The sequence below is a fragment of the Streptomyces verrucosisporus genome (assembly GCF_017114865.1).
Classification (GTDB): Bacteria; Actinomycetota; Actinomycetes; order Streptomycetales; family Streptomycetaceae; genus Streptomyces; species Streptomyces fenghuangensis.
Genome location: NZ_JADEYH010000001.1, coordinates 241,921 through 260,712, shown reverse-complemented (window position 1 = coordinate 260,712; position 18,792 = coordinate 241,921). Strand labels below are relative to the sequence as shown.

The window sequence follows — 18,792 nt, the reverse complement described above, 5'->3', positions numbered from 1 at the left end:
GCGCGCCCCGGCGGGGATGATGGGCGCATGCGTGCTGCCCGGCTGATCGAGATGGTGCTGCTGCTCCAGACGCGGCGGTCGATGACCGCCGCCGAACTGGCCGAGCGGCTGGAGGTCTCCGAGCGCACCGTCGCCCGCGACGCGCTGGCCCTGTCGGAGGCGGGGATCCCCGTCTACGCCGACCGAGGGCGGACCGGCGGCTACCGGCTGGTCGGCGGCTACCGCACCCGGCTGACGGGTCTGGGGCGCGACGAGGCGGAGGCTCTGTTCCTGTCCGGGGTTCCCTCCGCGCTGCGGGAGATGGGTCTGGCGGACGCGGCCTCGGCCGCCCGGCTGAAGGTGGCCGCGGCCCTCACCCCCGAGCTGGCGGACGCCCCGCGCAGCGCGGCGCAGCGGTTCCATCTGGACGCACCGGGATGGTGGCAGCCGACCGGGACGCCGGAGGCGTTGCCGGCACTGGCCGAGGCCGTGTGGGACGACCGGCCGGTCACCGCGCGCTACCGCCGCCGGGACGGCTCCCGGGTGCGGCGGACGCTGGAGCCGTACGGTCTGGTGCTCAAGGCCGGCGTGTGGTACCTCGTCGCCCGCGCCGACGGCGACCCGCGCGTCTACCGGGTGGACCGCTTCGACTCCGCCGCCCCGCTCGACGGGCGGTTCGAGCGGGAGGCGGACTTCGACCTGGCCGGTTTCTGGGAGGAGCGGGCCGCGGCCTTCGCCCGCTCGATCCTGCGCGGGACCGCCGTGGTGCGGCTGACTCAGGCCGGGGTGCGCGCGCTGCGGTACGCCACCGACCGGGCGGCGGCCGAGGACGCGCTGGCGCGGGGGGAGACCGACGAGGAGGGGCTGACCACCGTCACCCTGCCCGTGGAGTCCCTGGACGTCGCCTTCGACCAGCTGCTCGCCCTCGGTCCCGAGTGCGAGGTGCTCGGCCCGCCCGCGCTGCGCGAGCGCATGGCACGGGCGGCCGAGCGGATGGCCGGGCTCTACCGGTAGTCCTCGGGGCTCGCCTCCTTCCCGCCGTGGACGACCTCGATGAAGTACCGCCAGCCGTCCGGCCGCGAGCCGTCGGTGTCGGTGAAGCCGTACTCGACGGCGAGCTGCCCGCTGGACAGGGACTGCCCGTTCCAGCGGGCCGCGTCCGGGTCGCACGCCAGCGCCGCCACCGCCCGGCCGATGTAGGCGGGCGACTCGGCGATGGCGAAGTGCGGCTCCTGCGCGAGAGCGTCGCGCCAGTTCTCCTCGCTCACCCCGAGAGCGTCGAGCATCTCCTCCGAACGCAGGAAGCCCGGGGAGAGGCAGACCGCCGTGCAGCCGTACTCCCTCAGCTCCTCGGCGAGGCCGAAGGCCGCCCGGATCGGGGCGTTCTTCGTCAGGTCGAAGAAGAGGTTGCCGCGGTACCTGGGGCCGTTGTACTCGGCGGTGCCGTCGGTGACCTCCACCACCAGCCCGCCCGGCCGCCGGATCAGCAGGGGCAGGGCGAAGTGGCTGGTGATCAAGTGGGTCTCCACCCCCAGCCGCAGCATCCGCAGCCCCTTGTCCAGCTCGACCTCCCACACCTTCGTGTCGAAGTCGAGCAGGTGGTCGCCGCCCCAGACGTCGTTGACCAGGACGTCCAGGCGCCCGTGCTCGCGGTCGATCCGCTCCACCAGGGCGCGGACCTCCTGTGGCTCCAGGTGGTCGACCACCGCCGCGATGCCGGTGCCCCCTGCCGCCGTGACCAGTTCGGCGGTCTCCTCGATCGTCTCGGTGGGGCGGCCCACCTCGCTGACGTGCCCGCGTGTGGTGCGGCCGGTGGCGTACACCGTCGCGCCCGCCCGGCCCAGCTCCACGGCCATGGCCCGGCCCGCGCCCCTGGTGGCCCCCGCCACCAGGGCGACCTTGCCCTCCAGGCTCTTCCCCGATGCCGCTGACACCGCTGCCGTGTTCACGTGTTCGTCCTTCCGTGTGTCCTCGGCGCCCGCTCGGCCGTCACCTGTACCCGTACCTGCCCGGCGCCTTGTGCGCACCGGGCACGCTGCCACCGATACCGGACACCTTCTGTCGGGTATTCCCGCCGGTCGGGTCCGGACCGGGCGCCGCGCCGGCCGGCCGCCCCGCGTGCGGGCGGCGCCGGCAGGGCGGATGCTTGGTCCCGTGACGATGCACGAGACGGAGTTCTGGGAGCTGGTCGACGGCACCCGCGAGGCGGCCGGGGGCGACCCGGCCGACCACGCCGAACTGCTGGTCGACCGGCTGACGCGGCTCGACCCGGACACCGTCGTGGACTTCGCCCGCCACTTCGAGGCCCGGGTGAACCGGGCCTGGCGCCGGGATCTGTGGGGAGCGGCCCGGGTGCTGCTGGGCGGGGCGGACGAGGACGCCTTCGACTCCTTCCGCTGCTGGCTGGTCGGCCGGGGCAGGAAGGTGTTCGAGGGTGCGCTGCACGACCCGGACTCGCTCGCCGTTCTGCTGGAGGACTTCGACCCGGAGGTGGACGGCGAGGGCGAGGACATCGGCGGCGCCGCGGACGAGGCCTACGAGCGGCTCACCGGCCTGGAGCTTCCCGGTCTCGGCCTGCCCGAACCGCCCCTGGAGCCGGAGGGCGCACCGCCCGGCTCCGAGGACGACCGGGCCCTGGCCGCGGCCTTCCCCCGGCTGTGGGAGCGGTTCGGGCCGCCGGAGGGGTGACCCCTGGCCGGCGGGCGGCCCGGGGGCGGTCAGACCGCCGGCGAGCGCCCCATCAGCACGTCGTCCGCGTACCCGCTCTCCAGCGGGAACTCCCCGGGCAGCACGCCCTCCACCGCGAAGCCCTCCGAGGCGTACAGCGCCCGCGCGGGCGCGTTGTGGCCCGGCACCCGCGGGGTGATCCGCGAGGCGCCCCGCCTCCTCGCCCCGGCCGTCGCCGCGCGCAGCAGCGCCCTGCCCGCACCCCGGCCGCGCACCGTGCCGTCCACCGCCGGCCCCTGGATCTGGCGGACGTGGCCGTTGCTCTCGAGCGGGGTGGGCCGCACCAGCTTGACATGACCCACCGGCCTCCCCTCCAGTTCGGCCACGAGGAACCGGAGGGGCCGGTTGCCGTCGTGGAAGAACGGGCCGTACGGCGGCCGCGGCCTCGGGGTGACCGCGTGCACCGGCGACCAGGTGCGCCGGTCCAGCTCCCCCAGGGCCTCGCCGTCCTCCTCGGCGGCGGGGCGCACGAGGGGGCGCGGGGAGGCCGGGGGCTCCGGGGACGCGGAGGAGGCGGAGGACGACGGGGACGCCGGGGACGCGGACATGCCGGTCACTGTGCCTCGCCATCGGGCCGGCCGTCCATCAGGATTGCCCCATGCGTATCGCGGTCACCGGCTCCTCCGGCCTCATCGGCCGGGCTCTTGTGGACTCCCTGCGCGCCGACGGGCACGAGGTGCTGCGCCTGGTTCGGCGTCCGGCCCGGACGGGCGAGGAGGTGGAGTGGGATCCCAGGGCGCAGTACGTGGACGCGGCCGGGCTGGTGGGCTGCGAGGCGGTGGTGCATCTGGCCGGCGCGGGCGTCGGCGACCACCGCTGGACTGCGGCGTACAAGCGGGAGATCCGCGACAGCCGGGTCCTGGGGACGGCCGCCGTCGCCGAGGCCGTGGCCTCGCTCGACACCCCGCCGCGCACACTGGTGGTCGGCAGCGCCATCGGCTACTACGGCGACACCGGCGACCGCGCCGTGGACGAGGACGCGCCGCCAGGTCACGGCTTCCTCGCCGACGTCTGCCGGGAGTGGGAGGAGGCCGCCGCACCGGCCGAGGAGGCGGGGGTCCGCACCGTGTACGCCCGTACCGGGCTGGTGGTCTCCCGCGCCGGAGGGGCGTGGGGGCGGCTGTTCCCCGTCTTCAGGGCCGGGCTGGGCGGTCCGCTGGGCAGCGGCCGGCAGTACTGGAGCCATATCGCGCTGCACGACCACATCGCCGCGCTGCGGCATCTGCTGGACACCGGGGAGCTGTCCGGGCCGGTGAACCTGACCGCGCCCGAGCCGGTCACCCAGCGGGAGGTGGCCGCCGTGATGGGCCGGGTGCTGCACCGTCCGGCGGTGCTGCCGGTGCCCGCGTTCGCGCTGCGCGCGGTGCTGGGCGAGTTCTCCACGGATGTGCTCGGCAGCCAGCGGGTGCTGCCCCGGCGGCTGCTGGAGTCCGGCTTCGTCTTCGCCTTCCCCGGCATCGAGGACGCCATCCGGGCGGCGCTGCGCTGACCTCGCCCGCGGGACGTGCTCCTTCGGGACGCGCGGGCGGGGCGCGGGTGACGCACGAGCAGGACCCGGCCGGTGTGCGACCGCCGTACACCCGTGCGCGACCGTTGTGCGACCGTGCCCGGTGCGTGCGCGACTGTCCGTGATCGCCCGCTTCCCTAGGGTCGGCTTGAAAGCGCGCGTCGAACGCGTCTCCGGAGGGCAGGGACCACCCGGACGTCCGTTCGCGCCGCAGCGTCGACCACGGGAGGGCCCATGCCCGGCAGCGCACTCCGTCCCAGCCCCGGCCGAGGCCGGGAGACCACCGACGTCGTCGTCGTCGGCGCGGGCCTGGCCGGCCTGGCCGCCGCGCACCATCTGACCGGCGCCGGGCTGCACGTCACCGTGCTGGAGGCCACAGGCGCCGTCGGAGGCCGGATGGCCACCGAGGAGGTCGACGGCTACCGGCTGGACCGCGTCGGCCGGCCGCTGTTCTCCGGCTGGTCCGAGCTGCGCCGCTGCCCCGGTCTGGCCGGGCTCGACCTGCGTCCCTTCGCCTCCGGGGTGCTGATCCGCAGCGGCGACCGCGCACTGCGCGTCGGCGCGCCCCGCACCGCCAGGACGGTCCGCGGCTCCCGCACCGCCCACATCCCCCGGCAGCCCCGCGGCGCGCGGGGCGCGCGCGTCGCGGTGAGCGCCCTGGCCGCCGCCCGGCGTCCCCAGGGCGGCGCCCTCGGCACCACCCTGGGCACCACCCTGGACCAGGCCCGGCTGCGCGCACAGCTCGCCCGGTTCGCCTCGACCCCCGCCGAGCGACTGACCGCCCGTCCCGAGCTGTCCGCCGCCCAGGCCCTGGCCGCCCGCACCCTGCCGCCCCGGGCGGCCGACGGCCTGCTGCGCCCCCTGCTCGGCGCGCTGCTGTGCGACCCGGAGCTGACGACCTCCAGCCGGATCGGCGATCTGGCGCTGCGCGACTTCGCCCGCGGCGGGCTGTGCCTGCCCGCGGGCGGCGCGGCCTCCGTGCCCCGGGCCCTGACGGACGGGCTGCCGGCGGGCACCGTCCGCACCGGGGTGCGTGTGCTGTCCGTGGCCGCCAACGCCGTGGTCACGCGCGACCACGGCACGATCCGCTGCCGTGCGGTGCTCATCGCCACCGGGGCCCGCGACGCGGCCGAGCTGCTGCCGGGCCTGCGGGTGCCGGACTTCCGCCCCGTGACCGTGCTGCACCACGCGGTGGACGGCCCGGCGCCGACGGACGAGCCGCTGCTCGTCCTCGACGCCGACCGGCGCGGCCCGGTGGCGTACACCGCCGTCGCCAGCGCCGTGGACCCCTCGCGCGCCCGGCCGGGCCGCGCGCTGGTCACCTCCGTGGTGCTGGGCTCCGCCGCTTCCGAGCCGGCCTCCGTGCTGGACCGGGCCGCGCGCGCCCAGCTCGCCGGGCTGTACGGCGTCCCGACCGGCCGCTGGGAGCTGCTGGCCGCCCACCACGACCCGCTGGCCGTGCCCGCCACCCCCGCGCCGCACGATCCGCGGCGCCCGGTCCGGGTGCTGTACGGCCTGTACGTCTGCGGCGACCACCGCGACACCGCCGACGCCCAGGGCGCGCTGCGCTCGGCCCGCCGCGCCGCGGACGCCGTCCGCCGGGACTTCGGCATCCGGCCGCATGCGGGGGGCCCGCTCCTGCCCGCCGTGGCCTGAGGGCTCCGACGGGGGACTTCCCGGGCGTCCCGAACGGGAGGAGCCCGGGCCGGACATGACCGTGCCGCCGCGTGGCGGCGCGGCGGCACGGTCGGCCGTGGAGGGGCACAAGGCCCCGGAAGGACCGGAAGGGTCAGACGAGGGCGGCGACCCGTTCGCGGTAGGTGCGCACCGGTGTGGCGTCCCGGTACGGCTCCAGGCGGCGCTCGAAGTCCTTGACGTACTCGTGCGCCCGCACCGACCGCATCTCCGCCGCCTGCTGCGCCGACTCCGCGGCCAGGGCGCACGCCTGCTCCACGTCGCCCAGCCCCAGCCGGGCCGTGGCCAGCACCATCCGGCAGAACAGCCGGCTGCGCACATAGCCCGGGCCCCGCAGCTGCAGGGAGCGCTCGGCGTGCTGGGCCGCCGCCCGGTACTGCTGGAGGTCCCGGTGGCAGTGCCCGAACTCGTCGGCGAGCTGCGCCTCGTCGAAGAACCGCGCCCAGTGCGGCATCTCATCGCCCGGCCGCGCCTGCTCCAGCGCCCGTTCGGCGCGGGCCAGCGACGCCGTGCACGCCCGCACCTCGCCCAGCACCCCGTGCCCGCGCGCCTCCACGGCGTGCAGCAGCGCCTGGACGACCGGCGGCACCGAGGAGCCGACGCCCTGCTGGGCGACCCGCGCGAGCTGCACCGCCTCCCGTCCGTGCCCGAGGTACACCGCCTGCCTGCTCATCGTCACCAGCACATAGCTGCCGTACGCCCGGTCCCCGGCGGCCTGGGCCAGCCGCAGCGCCTGGACGAAGTAGCGCTGCGCCAGTCCGTGCGCGGCGATGTCGTACGCTGTCCACCCCGCCAGGCGGGTCAGGTCGGCCACCGCGGCGAACAGCCGGCGCCCGGTCTGCTCCCCGTAGGAGCCGCGCAGCATCGGCTCGGCCTCGTGCTCCAGGTAGCGCACCAGCGCCTGCCGGGCGTGGCCGCCGCCGTAGGCGTGGTCGAGGGCGCGGAACAGCTCGCCGACCGAGCGCAGGGCGGCGACGTCCCCGGCGGTGACCCGCTGCCCCGGGCCCCGCTCCACCCGTTCGATCCGGGCCGCCTGCCCCACCCGGGGCGGCGGTACGGCGGCCGGCGACAGGGGTCCGCGGCCCTGGGCGGGCACCCGCGCGGCCTCCGGCGCGGGCTCGCCGCGCGCCACCCGCTCGTCGGGGCGGCCGATCAGCCAGTCCCGGCTGGGCACCACCAGCCCGGCCGGAGTGAAGGCGATCTTGCGCAGCTCGGCGTGGTTGCCGGTGTCCTTGCGCCACAGGCCGCCGACGATGTCCACCGCCTCGCCCGGTGTGGCCGCGAACTCCAGTCCGGCGTAGACCGGCGCGCACGCGTCCAGGCCCAGGTCCTGGGCGGTGAGCCTGCGGCCCAGACGGCGGGTGAAGACCTCGGCGATCAGCGCCGGCGTCGTGCCGCGCGGCTGCTGTCCGCGCAGCCAGCGCGTCACGGAGGTCTTGTCGTACCGGAGGTCCAGTCCGTGCTCCAGGCCGAGCTGGTCGACCCGCCGGGCGAGTCCGGCGTTGGAGAATCCGGCCTCGGCGATGAGCGCGGCGAGCTGGCGGTTGGGGGTGCGCTGGGAGGATTTCCCAGGTCGTTCCGTCGACATCGGCTTTGCGGTCTCCTGCCTCACGGCTTGGGGTACGACAGACGCCGGGGCGCCCTGCTGGAACGGCGCGAATGTAGCCTCCCCCTCCGCCCCTCCGGGGGTCTGAGCGCGGCTTTCATCCATACGTGTGAGTGAGTGCGGGGGGGCGGAACCGTTCGGCGACTCCGCGTCGCGTCCCCTTCACCGCTCCGTCACCGGCCGGCCGCCGGCCGCCACCGGCCCGCCGCCGTCCGGCCCCGGAGCCGTACAGTTGGCTGCCGGGACGCGCGACGAGGTGTGCCGCGGCCCTGGGACGACCGGAGGAGGAGCCGCCGTGAGCGAGCTGCGCTTTGTCCACCTGGGCTTCGGCGAGGACGCCGTGGAGTATCTGGAGGCGTGGCGCAGGCAGCGCGAGGTCCACTCGGCCCGCTTCGCCGACGAGATCCCCGACACCTGCCTGCTGCTGGAGCACCAGCCGGTGTACACGGCCGGCCGGCGCACCGAGGACGGCGAGCGCCCCCTGGACGGCACCCCCGTGGTGGACGTGGACCGCGGCGGCAAGATCACCTGGCACGGCCCGGGCCAGCTCGTCGGCTACCCGATCCTGAAGCTGCCCCGTCCGGTGGACGTCGTCGCCCACGTGCGGCGGCTGGAGGAGGCGCTGATCCGCACCTGCGCGGAGTTCGGCCTGGCCACCACCCGGGTCGAGGGACGCAGCGGGGTGTGGGTGCTGGGCGAGGCCGGGAGGCGGACCGAGGGGACCGCGCCGGGCGGCCTGGAGCTGGACTTCGATCCCGGCCTCCACGACGACGAGTACGACCCGAGGCTGCGCGGGCCCGAGTACGCGCCCTCCAACGCCGGCCAGCGCGGCGACGACCGCAAGCTCGCGGCCATCGGGATCCGGGTGGCCAAGGGCGTGACCATGCACGGCTTCGCGCTGAACTGCGACTCGGACAACACCGGGTACGACCGCATCGTGCCGTGCGGCATCCGGGACGCCGGGGTCACCTCGCTCTCGCAGGAGCTGGGCAGACCGGTGACCGTCGCCGAGGTGCTGCCCGTGGTGGAGAAGCATCTGCGCGCGGTGCTGGAGTCCGCCGAACCTCTGCCCCGCGCCGTCTGACCCGAACAAGCCAAGGCGTACCCTGGTGTGCGCCGAAGATTCAAAGGCCACCAACACAAAGGGGAGTGCCGGACGTGTCCGCTGTCGCACCCGACGGTAGGAAGCTGCTGCGCCTGGAGGTCCGGAACAGCCAGACCCCCATCGAGCGCAAGCCCGAGTGGATCAAGACCCGGGCGAAGATGGGCCCCGAGTACAACGCACTGCAGTCCCTGGTCAAGCGCGAGGGCCTGCACACGGTGTGCCAGGAGGCCGGCTGTCCCAACATCTTCGAGTGCTGGGAGGACCGCGAGGCCACCTTCCTCATCGGAGGCGAGCAGTGCACCCGGCGCTGCGACTTCTGCCAGATCGACACCGGCAGGCCCGCCGAGTTCGACCGCGACGAGCCTCGCCGGGTGGCCGAGTCCGTCCAGCAGATGGAGCTGCGCTACGCCACCATCACCGGCGTCGCGCGCGACGACCTGCCCGACGGCGGCGCCTGGCTGTACGCCGAGACCGTCCGCCAGATCCACGCCCTGATGCCGGACACCGGCGTCGAACTGCTGATCCCGGACTTCAACGCGGTGCCCGAGCAGCTCGCCGAGGTCTTCTCCTCGCGCCCGGAGGTGCTGGCGCACAACGTCGAGACGGTCCCGCGGATCTTCAAGCGCATCCGTCCCGCCTTCCGCTACGAGCGGTCGCTGGAGGTGATCACCCGGGCCCGCGCGGAGGGGCTGGTCACCAAGTCCAATCTGATCCTGGGGATGGGCGAGACCCGTGAGGAGGTCAGCCAGGCCCTGCGCGACCTCCACGAGGCCGGCTGCGAGCTGATCACCATCACCCAGTACCTGCGCCCCTCGCCGCGGCACCACCCGGTGGAGCGCTGGGTCAAGCCCCAGGAGTTCGTGGAGCTGAAGGACGAGGCTGACGAGATCGGCTTCGCCGGCGTCATGTCCGGCCCGCTGGTCCGCTCCTCCTACCGTGCCGGGCGCCTGTACCGGCAGGCGGTCGAGCGCCGGGGCGCCACCGCGGCCTGACGCCGGTGCCGCGTCAGCCGCCGGTGCGGCACCGGGCGGCGGTCCTTGCGGGGGCCGCCGCCGGGCACTGACGGTGGACGGCGGCGGTCCCGGAGGCCGCGGCGCCCCGGCGCGGGCGGGCGACGTAGACTTCGCTGTATGGCGAGGAAGGAAACATCCGAGAATCCGGGGCGGCTCAAGCAGATCGCCCTGACGTACAAGATGACGCGGCGTGCCGACAAGGCGATCGGCTTCGTCCTCGCGGGCGTGGGGCTCGTCACCTTCGGTGTTCTCCTCGCGATCGGCTTCTGGGTCGGCCACCCCGTCTACCTGGGCATCCTGGGCTTCCTGCTGGCCTTCCTCGCGATGGCGATCGTCTTCGGCCGCCGGGCCGAGCGGGCTGCGTTCGGCCAGATGGAGGGCCAGCCCGGCGCGGCGGCCGCCGTCCTGGACAACATCGGCCGCGGCTGGACGGTCACCCCGGCCGTCGCCATGAACCGGCAGCAGGACGTCGTCCACCGGGCCGTGGGCAAGGCGGGCATCGTGCTCGTCGGCGAGGGGAACCCGAACCGGGTGCGCTCCCTGGTCGCCTCCGAGAAGAAGCGCATGGCCCGCATCGTCGGCGGCGTCCCGGTCCATGACGTGATCGTGGGCACCGGCGAGGGCCAGACGGAGCTGAAGAAGCTCCGCACCAAGCTGCTGAAGCTTCCCCGGGTGCTCCAGGGCCCCCAGGTCACGGAGACCAACGACCGGCTGCGGGCCATGGGCGACCTGATGAACAACCTGCCGATGCCCAAGGGGCCGATGCCCCGCGGCATGCGGATGCCGAAGGGCCCGACGAGGCGCTGAGGCGCGGGTGCCCGGCGCACCGGGTGGATGTGGTGAGGCCCGGAACCCCTTGAAGGGGTTCCGGGCCTCACCACATCCACCCGCGGGGCGGCACGCCTGGCGGCACGGGCTCAGATCCGCACCTGTACGGCGCCGGAGAGCCGGTCGTGCAGGCCGCGCGAGTCGCGGTCCCACACGAGCGCGGGCACGGCGAGCACCAGCAGGGCCGTGCGCACCACCGCGCGGGGCAGTGTGAGCCGCCCGCCGTTCGCGGATACCACTCGCAGTCCCAGCAGCCGCTTGCCCGGTGTGAAGCCGACCGTGCCGACGGTGAGGACGCCGAGCACCGCGAAGACCAGCAGGGCCCAGTTCCCGGCCGAGCCGAGGTCGCCGCCCGTGAGCAGACCGTATGCGATCAGCATGCACAGGCCCCAGTCGATGAAGATCGCGCCGAACCGGCGCCCCAGCGGGGCGATCGACCCCGGCCCGTCCTCGGGCAGTCCCAGCCTCTCGCCCCGGTAGCCGAAGTCCGCGCCCATTTGCTCGGCCGCGGCCCTGGGCCCGGAGAGCCAGGATCCGATTGCTTGCCTGTTGTCCACCCGTCAACGGTAACCCGCGGCCTTACCGGGTACCCGGCCGGGCCGCGGGGCCGTACACGGCCGCGAGGGCGGCGCCGGGGGGCGGCGGCGGAGCGGCACCGGGAGGACACCGGGAGCGACCGTCCGCACACTCGTCCGGTTAACATCATCGAAACAAATGGGTCATGCTTGAGAAATCCCGCAAATCTAAGGTCGGGCGACAGCAGGACATCGCACTGGACTGCCACTCGAGCTGCCACCCCGTCCCCTCGCGGCGGGACTAGGAGGACTTGGATGTTCCAGAACGCCGACGAGGCTAAGAAGTACATCGCGGACAACGACGTGAAGTTCGTCGACGTCCGCTTCTGCGACCTGCCGGGCATCATGCAGCACTTCACGATCCCGGCCTCGACGTTCGACCCGTCCGAGATGCAGGCCTTCGACGGGTCCTCGATCCGCGGCTTCCAGGCGATCCACGAGTCCGACATGGCGCTGCTGCCGGACCTGTCCACCGCCCGCCTGGACCCGTTCCGCCGCGACAAGACGCTCAACATCAACTTCTTCATCCACGACCCGATCACCGGCGAGCAGTACAGCCGCGACCCGCGCAACGTGGCGAAGAAGGCCGAGGCGTACCTCGCCTCCTCCGGCATCGCGGACACCGCCTACTTCGGGCCCGAGGCCGAGTTCTACGTCTTCGACAGCGTCCGCTTCCAGACCAGCGCGAACGAGTCCTTCTACCACATCGACTCCGAGGCGGGCGCCTGGAACACCGGTGCGCTGGAGGACAACCGCGGCTACAAGGTCCGCTACAAGGGCGGCTACTTCCCGACCCCGCCGGTGGACCACTTCGCCGATCTGCGCGCCGAGATGTCGCTGGAGCTGGACCGGGTCGGCCTGAAGGTCGAGCGCCAGCACCACGAGGTCGGCACCGCCGGCCAGGCGGAGATCAACTACAGGTTCAACACGCTGCTCGCGGCCGCCGACGACCTGATGCTGTTCAAGTACATCATCAAGAACGTCGCCTGGCGCAACGGCAAGACCGCCACCTTCATGCCCAAGCCGATCTTCGGCGACAACGGCTCGGGCATGCACGTCCACCAGTCGCTGTGGTCCGGCGGCGATCCGCTGTTCTACGACGAGCAGGGCTACGCGGGTCTGTCGGACACCGCCCGCTACTACATCGGCGGCATCCTCAGGCACGCCCCGTCGCTGCTGGCCTTCACCAACCCGACGGTGAACTCCTACCACCGCCTGGTGCCCGGCTTCGAGGCCCCGGTGAACCTGGTGTACTCGCAGCGCAACCGCTCCGCGGCGATGCGCATCCCGATCACCGGCTCCAACCCCAAGGCCAAGCGCGTGGAGTTCCGCGCCCCGGACCCGTCCTCCAACCCGTACCTGGCCTTCTCGGCCCTGCTGCTGGCCGGTCTCGACGGCGTCAAGAACAAGATCGAGCCGGCCGAGCCGATCGACAAGGACCTCTACGAGCTGGCTCCGGAGGAGCACGCGAACGTCCCGCAGGTGCCGACCTCCCTGCCGGCCGTCCTGGAGGCCCTGGAGGCGGACAACGAGTACCTGCAGGCCGGCGGCGTCTTCACCTCCGACCTGATCGAGACCTGGATCGACTACAAGCGCACCAACGAGATCGCCCCGATCCAGCTCCGCCCGCACCCGCACGAGTTCGAGATGTACTTCGACATCTGATCGACGGACGCCACAGCCCCCGTGCCCGGCTCGCGCTCCCACAGGCCGGACACGGGGGCTGTGGCGTCCGTGCCCCCGGGCTCCGAGCCGCGGCGGAAGGCCCCCCCGCGCCCGGGATGGCCCTGCGCACTTCGGGCCCCGCCCGTGGAGCCGCGGCCGGGTGGCGGCACCGGCACGACGACCACGTGCCGTGGTCGCGGGGAGACGTCAGCCGCCGCTCTTCCCCGGTTCTCGGGGCACGATCCGAATCCACGGGCGACGACGGCGCCAGCCGACCGCGATACGGTGATCGCCGGCCCTGAGGAGAAGGAACCCGGTCACCGCGGCGGTCCCCGTCGCCACGGCGCCGGCCGCGGCAAGGCCGGCGCGGGCTCCGTAGGTGTCGGTGATCCAGCCGACCACGGGAGCGCCGAGGGGCGCGCCGCCGAGGAGGACCATCATGTACAGGGCCGTGACCCGGCCCCGTACGGTCACGGCGGTGGAGGTCTGCATCGTGGCGTTCGTGGCCACGTTGACGACCATGGCGAACAACCCCATGGGGACCATGAGCAGGGCGAAGCTCCACAGAGTCGGCGCCGCGGCGGCCACGGTCTGCAGGACGCCGAAGGCCAGCGCGGCGAGGAAGGGCAGTCTCCGCCGTGCGGACTCGTGCCGGGCGGTGAGCAGCGCTCCGGCCAGCGAGCCCGCCGCGACCAGGGTGTTGAAGAGGCTGTAGGCGCCCGCACCGGCGTCGAAGACGTCGTCCGCGTAGGCGGACAGGTGGACCGGGAAGTTGAGGGCGAAGGTGCCGAAGAAGCCCACCAGGACGATGGGCCACAGCAACTCCGGCCGGCCTGCGACGTAGCGCAGGCCCTCGCGCAGCTGTCCCTTTCCGCGCGGGGCGCGTTCGACAGCACGCAGTTCCCTGTTGCGCATCAGCATCATGCAGGTCAGAGGCGCGGCGAAGGACACCCCGTTGAGGAGGAACGCCCACCCGGTACCGACACCGGTGATCAGCAGCCCGGCGATGGCCGGGCCGATCAGACGGGCGGACTGGAAGTTCGCGGAGTTGAGGCCGACCGCGTTCCGCAGCAGGCTCGGGCCGACCAGCTCGGCGAGGAAGGACTGGCGTGCCGGATTGTCGAACACGGTGGCGAGGCCGACCGCGAAGGCGGCGGCGTACACGTGCCAGACGTGGACACGGCCGGTCAGCGTGAGGGCGGCGAGGGCGAGCGCGGTGAGAGCCATGACCACCTGGGTGGCCGCCAGTACTGGGCGCTTGGGCAGCCGGTCGACGAGGACCCCGCCGTACAGGCCGAACAGCAGCAGTGGCAGGAACTGCAGGGCGGTGGTGATACCGACGGCGGTCGAGGAGCCGGTCAGGCTGAGGACCAGCCAGTCCTGGGCGATGCGCTGCGTCCAGGTGCCGTTGTTGGACACGACCTGGCCGAGGAAGAAGAGGCGGTAGTTCCTGACCTTCAGCGAGGACAGCAGACGAGCTCTGGGTGCGGGCGGGCCGCACCGGTCACGGACATCGGGTGTGGGGGCGGAACCGGTCCCGGGTCCCGTACTCAACTGGGCTCTCCTCCTGGCGTCCGTCCGGTACGCACGGCCGGTGTCCTTGGTCCCGGTTCATGGTCGCGGCCCACCTACGCGACCGTGATCACGGCGGGCGCCGCGGTCGAGTCGCGGACCACGAGCGTGGGCCGGTGCAGGATGGACTGGCCGGACTCGCCCCCTCCCCCGTCCATGACCTGTCGCAGCTTGGCGAACGCGGTGGCCGCCATCTCCTCCACGGGCTGCCGCACCGTGGTGAGCGCGGGCGTGGCCATGCCCGCGAGCATGATGTCGTCGTAGCCGGTCACGGAAACGTCGCGGCCGACCACCAGGCCCGCCTCCCGCGCGCCCGTGGCGACGCCGAGCGCGCACATGTCGTTGATGGCCACGATCGCGGTCGGCGGGTTGGGGGCCGAGAGGATCTCCCGTGCGGCGACCCGCCCGAGTTCGGCGGTGTCCCGGTCGTCGAAGTCCACCGTGTCGGCTCCCGACCACACGATGCCCGCGGAGGGGGGCAGGCCGGCGGTGTCCAGTGCCTGCCGGAAGCCGCTGTACCGCTCGGCACGGTTGACGCTGCCGATCGAACCTGACACGAAGGCCAGACGCGTGTGCCCCAGCCCCAGGAGGTGCTCTGTCGCCAGGCGCATGCCGAGGACGTTGTCGGTCCCGATGTTCACCACGCTGTGCGGGTCACCGGGTTGCGCGGTGCGGTCGAAGGCGACCAGTCCGAGCCCTTCCTCGACGGTCGGCTTCACGTGGTCGAGCGAGGGAAGGGAGGAGCACAGCACCACTCCGCCGATGCCGTCGCCCCACAGCTCCTCGACGTAGCGGCGTTCCCGGTCCGGGTCACGCTCGCTGTTGCACAGGAGCATGTAGAAGCCCTCCGCCAGGGCCGCCGCTTCGAGGTGCCGGGCGAAGGTGCCCCAGAACGGATTGGCCACCGACGGCACGACGAGCCCCAGCATCTGGATCCGCCCGGTTCGCAACTGCCGGGCGGCGCGGTTGGGACGGTAGCCGAGGCGGCGGATCGCCGACTCCACCCGCGACCGCGTCTCGGGGAGCATCCTGCCGGTCCTGCCGTTGAGCAGGTTGGAGACCGTGCTCGGCGAGACCCCCGCCTCCTGCGCCACCTGATAGATCGTTACCCCCGCCACTGGCCTCTCCCCTGCGAATGAGAACGAATTGTTTCCGGAGTGTTGACAGCCCGTACGGCCGTTCCTAGTGTCTCGTGCATCGAAACACCAGTAAATCGATGCACTGACTCTACCGCAAGTACGCCATCCGTTCAGTGCGCGTCCTCTCGCCGTCCAGGAGTCCTCATGCGTACGCACACTTCCGCTCTGTCCAGAAGAAGACTTCTCGGACTCGGGGCCGCCGCGGCCGCGGGCGCCGCGCTGTCCGCCTGCGGCGGCCCCGCCCCCCAGCAGGGGGGCGGCGGCGACGCCTCCCTGCGCCTGCTCACTCCGATCTTCGACCGCGCGGACGGGCAGAAGCTGCTCACCTCGCTGCTCGCCGACTTCAAGAAGGACCACCCCGGCGTCAGTGTCCAGGTGGACTACACCGAGTACGGAAAGCTCAACGAGAAACTGGCCACGTCGATCGTGGGGGGCCAGCCCTACGACGTCATGCTGATGGGCGTCGGCTGGATCCCGCCCTTCGTCGAGAAGGGCGTGCTCGCCGACCTCGGGACGAGCCGGTCCGAGCTGGAGAGCACGTACAACCCCCGCGTTGTGGAGCCGGGGATCTACGAGGGCGGGACCTACGGCCGCCCCATCCTGCTCGACACCAGGATAGGCATCTACCGCAAGGACATCCTGGCCGAGGCGGGGATCGGCGCACCACCCAAGGACATGACCGAGCTGATGGAGATGGGCAAGGAGCTGACGGTCCGCGAGGGCGGCAAGCTGACCCGGGCCGGCGTGGACATCCTCAGCAACGACCTGCGCCAGACGTACCTGCCGGTCATGTGGGCGCACGGCGGCGACCTGTTCGCCGACGGGAAGCCCGTCTTCGACTCGGACGAGGCCGTGGAAGCCCTCCAGTGGATGGTCGACGTCATCCGCACGGAGAAGATCGAGGACTACGGCTTCACCCAGAAGGGGGCCGTCGTCGCTCCCCTCATCCAGGGACGGGCGGCGATGATGATCGGCCACAACGACATGTGGCGCCAGGCCTCCGAGAGCGCTCCCGAACTGATCGAGGAGGACAGGATCGGCGGGTTCATGCTGAACCAGCGGCGTCCCGCGCTGTTCCAGGGCGGGACGCTGGCCACCATGTCGGCGAAGACGAAGCATCCCGAGCAGGCCAAGGCCCTGGTGGAGTACCTGTCCGGGGAGAAGGTCTCGCCCCAGGCCGCCGAGCAGCGCGGCAACATCCCGGCGGTCCTCAGCGCGGCGGACTCCGAGTACGTCAGAGGCAACAAGCTCATCTCGTTCGCGGTGGACAACCTCGACCACGCCTTCTCCGAGGGCGGAGTGCCGGCCTGGCTGGAGATCCGGGAGGAGTTCAAGCCCGCTCTGGAGAGCGCGCTGCTCGGCAAGTCCAGCCCGGCCGACTCCCTGCGAGGACTGGCCGAGACGGCTGAGGCCATCATCGCCAAGGGGGCCTGAGGCCGGTGTCCAGCCACCAGGCCGTGGACACGGCACGTCGGCACCAGAAGCCGGTGTATCGATCTACCAGCCTACCGACATCCTCACCCCGCGGTGACCGTCCGCGGCGCAGGCGGAAGTTCGGGCACGAGCGGCGCCGGGTCGCCCTTCTCCTGCTGGCGCCCTCGGTCGTGCACCTCGTCTGGTGGATCGGCATCCCCGTCGTCGCGACCTTCGTCCTGGCCTTCACCGACTACGACATCCTCGCGGGCACGGTCTCCTTCAACGGGCTGGACAACTTCCAGGAGATCTTCGGTGATCCGACCTGGAACTCGTCCATCTGGCACACGGTCGTCTTCACCTTCTTCACCGTGCCGGTGGCCATGGCGATCGCCGTGGTCCTGGCACTCCTGCTCAACGTGAAGATGCGGGCGGCGGCCTGGTACCGCACGGCCGTCTTCATGCCGCACGTCACCGCGACCGTGGCGATCGCCCTGGTCTGGATGTGGATGTTCGAGCCCCGGCTCGGTGTCGTGAACACGATGCTGAGCTGGGTGGGCATCGACGGGCCGGCCTGGCTGGCCGACCCGGACTGGGCCCTGTTCGCCGTGATCGTCGTGAGCATCTGGAAGGGCATCGGCATCAAGATGCTCATCTACCTGGCCGCCCTGCAGGCCATGCCGGACGACGTGTACGAAGCGGCGAGGATCGACGGCGCGTCGCAGGTGCGGCAGTTCTTCTCCATCACCCTGCCGTTGCTGAAGCCGGCGACGTTCTTCGTCCTGGTGGTGTCGATCATCGACTCCTTCCAGGCATTCGACCAGCTGTACGTGCTGACGCCCGACGGAGGGCCCGGCAACTCGACGACCGTCATGACGTACGAGATCTACCGCACGGCCTTCAAGGAGTTCAACATGGGCGCGGCCTGCGCGCAGAGCGTGGTGCTGTTCGTGTTCCTGCTGGTGCTCATGCTGATCAGCCGACGTCTCACCGGAAAGGAAGACGATGTCCGCTGACCAGCTCTCCGCCCCAGGGACGGCTCAGGCTCCGGCTCCGGTCGCGCGCCGGTCCGCCCGCCCGCCGCTCACCCGGCGCCTGCCGCGCCTCGCGCTGCACCTGGTACTCATCACCGTGTCGCTGGCGATGGCCGTCCCGTTCTTCTGGATGATCATCACCTCCCTGAAGACCGACCCCGACCTCGCCTCCCATCCCCCCGGCCTGCTGCCGCGGGTGTGGGACTGGGCGAACTACCCCGAGGCCCTGGAGTACGCGCCGTTCGGCACCTACTTCCGCAACAGTCTCCTCATCTCCATCGGGCACACCGCACTCAATCTGGTGATGGCCTCCATGGCCGGATACGCCTTGGCCCGCATTCCGTTCCGGGGCAGCACCGTGGTCTTCATGGGCGTGCTGGCCACGATGATGATTCCGACCTACACCAAGATCGTTCCTCAGTACCTGATCGCCAAGGGCGTCCCCTTCTTCGGCGGCAACGACTATCTCGGGCGGGGCGGCCACGGCTGGCTCGACTCGTGGTGGGGCCTCATCATCCCCGGTGCGCTGACGCCGTTCGCCATCTTCCTCTTCCGCCAGTTCTACCTCTCCCTGCCGCGCGAGCTGGAGGAGGCCGCCCGTATCGACGGCATGGGCGAGTTCGGCATCTACGCCCGGGTGATGACGCCCCTGGTCAAACCGGCCATCGCCACAGTCGGTCTGCTCACCTTCGAGAGCAGCTGGAACAACTTCCTGTGGCCTCTGATCATCACGTCGGACACCGAGCTGCGCGTGATCCAGGTGGGACTGTCGGCCTTCCAGCAGGCCGACCAGAACGCCTGGGCCTACCTGATGGCCGGCACGACGCTCGCCACCGTCCCGATGGTCGCACTGTTCCTTCTCGCACAGCGCTACTTCGTCCAGGGCTTCGCCAACTCCGGCATCAAGTAGCCCTGTCGTTCGTTTCGACACACC

At 72.5% G+C, this 18,792-nt stretch carries 17 protein-coding genes; 11 read left to right on the top strand and 6 right to left on the bottom strand.

The genetic code is table 11. The features are described from left to right. Window positions 1-27: 27 nt before the first annotated feature. A complete protein-coding gene (locus IQ279_RS01250; protein WP_206346362.1) occupies window positions 28-993 on the top strand; it encodes a helix-turn-helix transcriptional regulator in 966 nt (321 codons plus the stop codon). Here the strand turns inward: IQ279_RS01250 and IQ279_RS01245 are convergent. Next, window positions 984-1,928 (bottom strand): SDR family oxidoreductase, encoded by a 945-nt coding sequence (locus IQ279_RS01245; RefSeq protein ID WP_307791987.1) that lies wholly within the window; start codon window positions 1,926-1,928, stop codon window positions 984-986. The two genes, IQ279_RS01250 and IQ279_RS01245, sit on opposite strands and share 10 nt — an antisense overlap. Before the next feature lie 211 nt (window positions 1,929-2,139). On the opposite strand from IQ279_RS01245, the gene IQ279_RS01240 reads away from it, so the two are divergent. After that, on the top strand, window positions 2,140-2,667 hold the full coding sequence (locus IQ279_RS01240) for a DUF4240 domain-containing protein (RefSeq protein WP_206346649.1): 528 nt from the start codon (window positions 2,140-2,142) through the stop codon (window positions 2,665-2,667). 29 nt (window positions 2,668-2,696) lie between these two features. Here IQ279_RS01240 and IQ279_RS01235 read toward each other — a convergent pair whose 3' ends face one another. Further along, the gene (locus IQ279_RS01235; protein ID WP_206346361.1) at window positions 2,697-3,254 is read right to left on the bottom strand and encodes a GNAT family N-acetyltransferase; all 558 of its coding nucleotides are present in this window, start codon (window positions 3,252-3,254) and stop codon (window positions 2,697-2,699) included. A gap of 50 nt (window positions 3,255-3,304) precedes the next feature. On the opposite strand from IQ279_RS01235, the gene IQ279_RS01230 reads away from it, so the two are divergent. After that, window positions 3,305-4,195 carry a TIGR01777 family oxidoreductase gene (locus IQ279_RS01230; RefSeq protein ID WP_206346360.1) on the top strand — a complete coding sequence of 297 codons (891 nt, stop codon included), beginning with the start codon at window positions 3,305-3,307 and terminating at the stop codon, window positions 4,193-4,195. A 252-nt stretch (window positions 4,196-4,447) separates the two neighbouring features. Continuing rightward, window positions 4,448-5,869, top strand: coding sequence for an FAD-dependent oxidoreductase (locus IQ279_RS01225; RefSeq protein ID WP_206346359.1), 1,422 nt, complete (start codon window positions 4,448-4,450; stop codon window positions 5,867-5,869). Window positions 5,870-6,002: 133 nt separating this feature from the next. On the opposite strand, the gene IQ279_RS01220 is transcribed toward IQ279_RS01225, so the two are convergent. Further along, a complete protein-coding gene (locus tag IQ279_RS01220) occupies window positions 6,003-7,496 on the bottom strand; it encodes an NsdA family TPR-like regulatory protein (protein ID WP_206346358.1) in 1,494 nt (497 codons plus the stop codon). 313 nt (window positions 7,497-7,809) lie between these two features. Between IQ279_RS01220 and lipB the strand changes: the two genes are divergently transcribed. From lipB to IQ279_RS01205, 3 genes are all read left to right on the top strand, one after another. Then, window positions 7,810-8,598, top strand: coding sequence for a lipoyl(octanoyl) transferase LipB (gene lipB / locus IQ279_RS01215; protein WP_206346357.1), 789 nt, complete (start codon window positions 7,810-7,812; stop codon window positions 8,596-8,598). A gap of 74 nt (window positions 8,599-8,672) precedes the next feature. Next, on the top strand, window positions 8,673-9,611 hold the full coding sequence (gene lipA, locus IQ279_RS01210; protein WP_101256255.1) for a lipoyl synthase: 939 nt from the start codon (window positions 8,673-8,675) through the stop codon (window positions 9,609-9,611). A 138-nt stretch (window positions 9,612-9,749) separates the two neighbouring features. After that, a complete protein-coding gene (locus IQ279_RS01205) occupies window positions 9,750-10,439 on the top strand; it encodes a DUF4191 domain-containing protein (protein ID WP_206346356.1) in 690 nt (229 codons plus the stop codon). 110 nt (window positions 10,440-10,549) lie between these two features. On the opposite strand, the gene IQ279_RS01200 is transcribed toward IQ279_RS01205, so the two are convergent. Further along, complete coding sequence (locus IQ279_RS01200; protein ID WP_206346355.1) at window positions 10,550-11,017, bottom strand: RDD family protein; 468 nt, start codon at window positions 11,015-11,017, stop codon at window positions 10,550-10,552. Between the two features lie 273 nt (window positions 11,018-11,290). On the opposite strand from IQ279_RS01200, the gene glnA reads away from it, so the two are divergent. Continuing rightward, window positions 11,291-12,700, top strand: coding sequence for a type I glutamate--ammonia ligase (gene glnA, locus IQ279_RS01195; protein ID WP_206346354.1), 1,410 nt, complete (start codon window positions 11,291-11,293; stop codon window positions 12,698-12,700). Between the two features lie 207 nt (window positions 12,701-12,907). Here glnA and IQ279_RS01190 read toward each other — a convergent pair whose 3' ends face one another. Together IQ279_RS01190 and IQ279_RS01185 are read right to left on the bottom strand one after the other, a co-directional pair. Continuing rightward, complete coding sequence (locus IQ279_RS01190; protein ID WP_206346353.1) at window positions 12,908-14,254, bottom strand: MFS transporter; 1,347 nt, start codon at window positions 14,252-14,254, stop codon at window positions 12,908-12,910. A 74-nt stretch (window positions 14,255-14,328) separates the two neighbouring features. Next, entirely contained in the window at window positions 14,329-15,390 is a 1,062-nt protein-coding gene (locus IQ279_RS01185; RefSeq protein WP_206346352.1) for a LacI family DNA-binding transcriptional regulator, read from the bottom strand. A 165-nt stretch (window positions 15,391-15,555) separates the two neighbouring features. On the opposite strand from IQ279_RS01185, the gene IQ279_RS01180 reads away from it, so the two are divergent. The 3 genes from IQ279_RS01180 to IQ279_RS01170 all read left to right on the top strand — a co-directional run bounded on the left by IQ279_RS01180 (window position 15,556) and on the right by IQ279_RS01170 (window position 18,768). Then, window positions 15,556-16,845 carry an ABC transporter substrate-binding protein gene (locus tag IQ279_RS01180; RefSeq protein ID WP_206346351.1) on the top strand — a complete coding sequence of 430 codons (1,290 nt, stop codon included), beginning with the start codon at window positions 15,556-15,558 and terminating at the stop codon, window positions 16,843-16,845. A 170-nt stretch (window positions 16,846-17,015) separates the two neighbouring features. Beyond that, entirely contained in the window at window positions 17,016-17,840 is an 825-nt protein-coding gene (locus tag IQ279_RS01175) for a carbohydrate ABC transporter permease (protein ID WP_307791982.1), read from the top strand. After that, the gene (locus tag IQ279_RS01170) at window positions 17,830-18,768 is read left to right on the top strand and encodes a carbohydrate ABC transporter permease (protein ID WP_206346349.1); all 939 of its coding nucleotides are present in this window, start codon (window positions 17,830-17,832) and stop codon (window positions 18,766-18,768) included. Before IQ279_RS01175 ends, IQ279_RS01170 begins: the two co-directional genes overlap by 11 nt. Window positions 18,769-18,792: the final 24 nt, after the last annotated feature.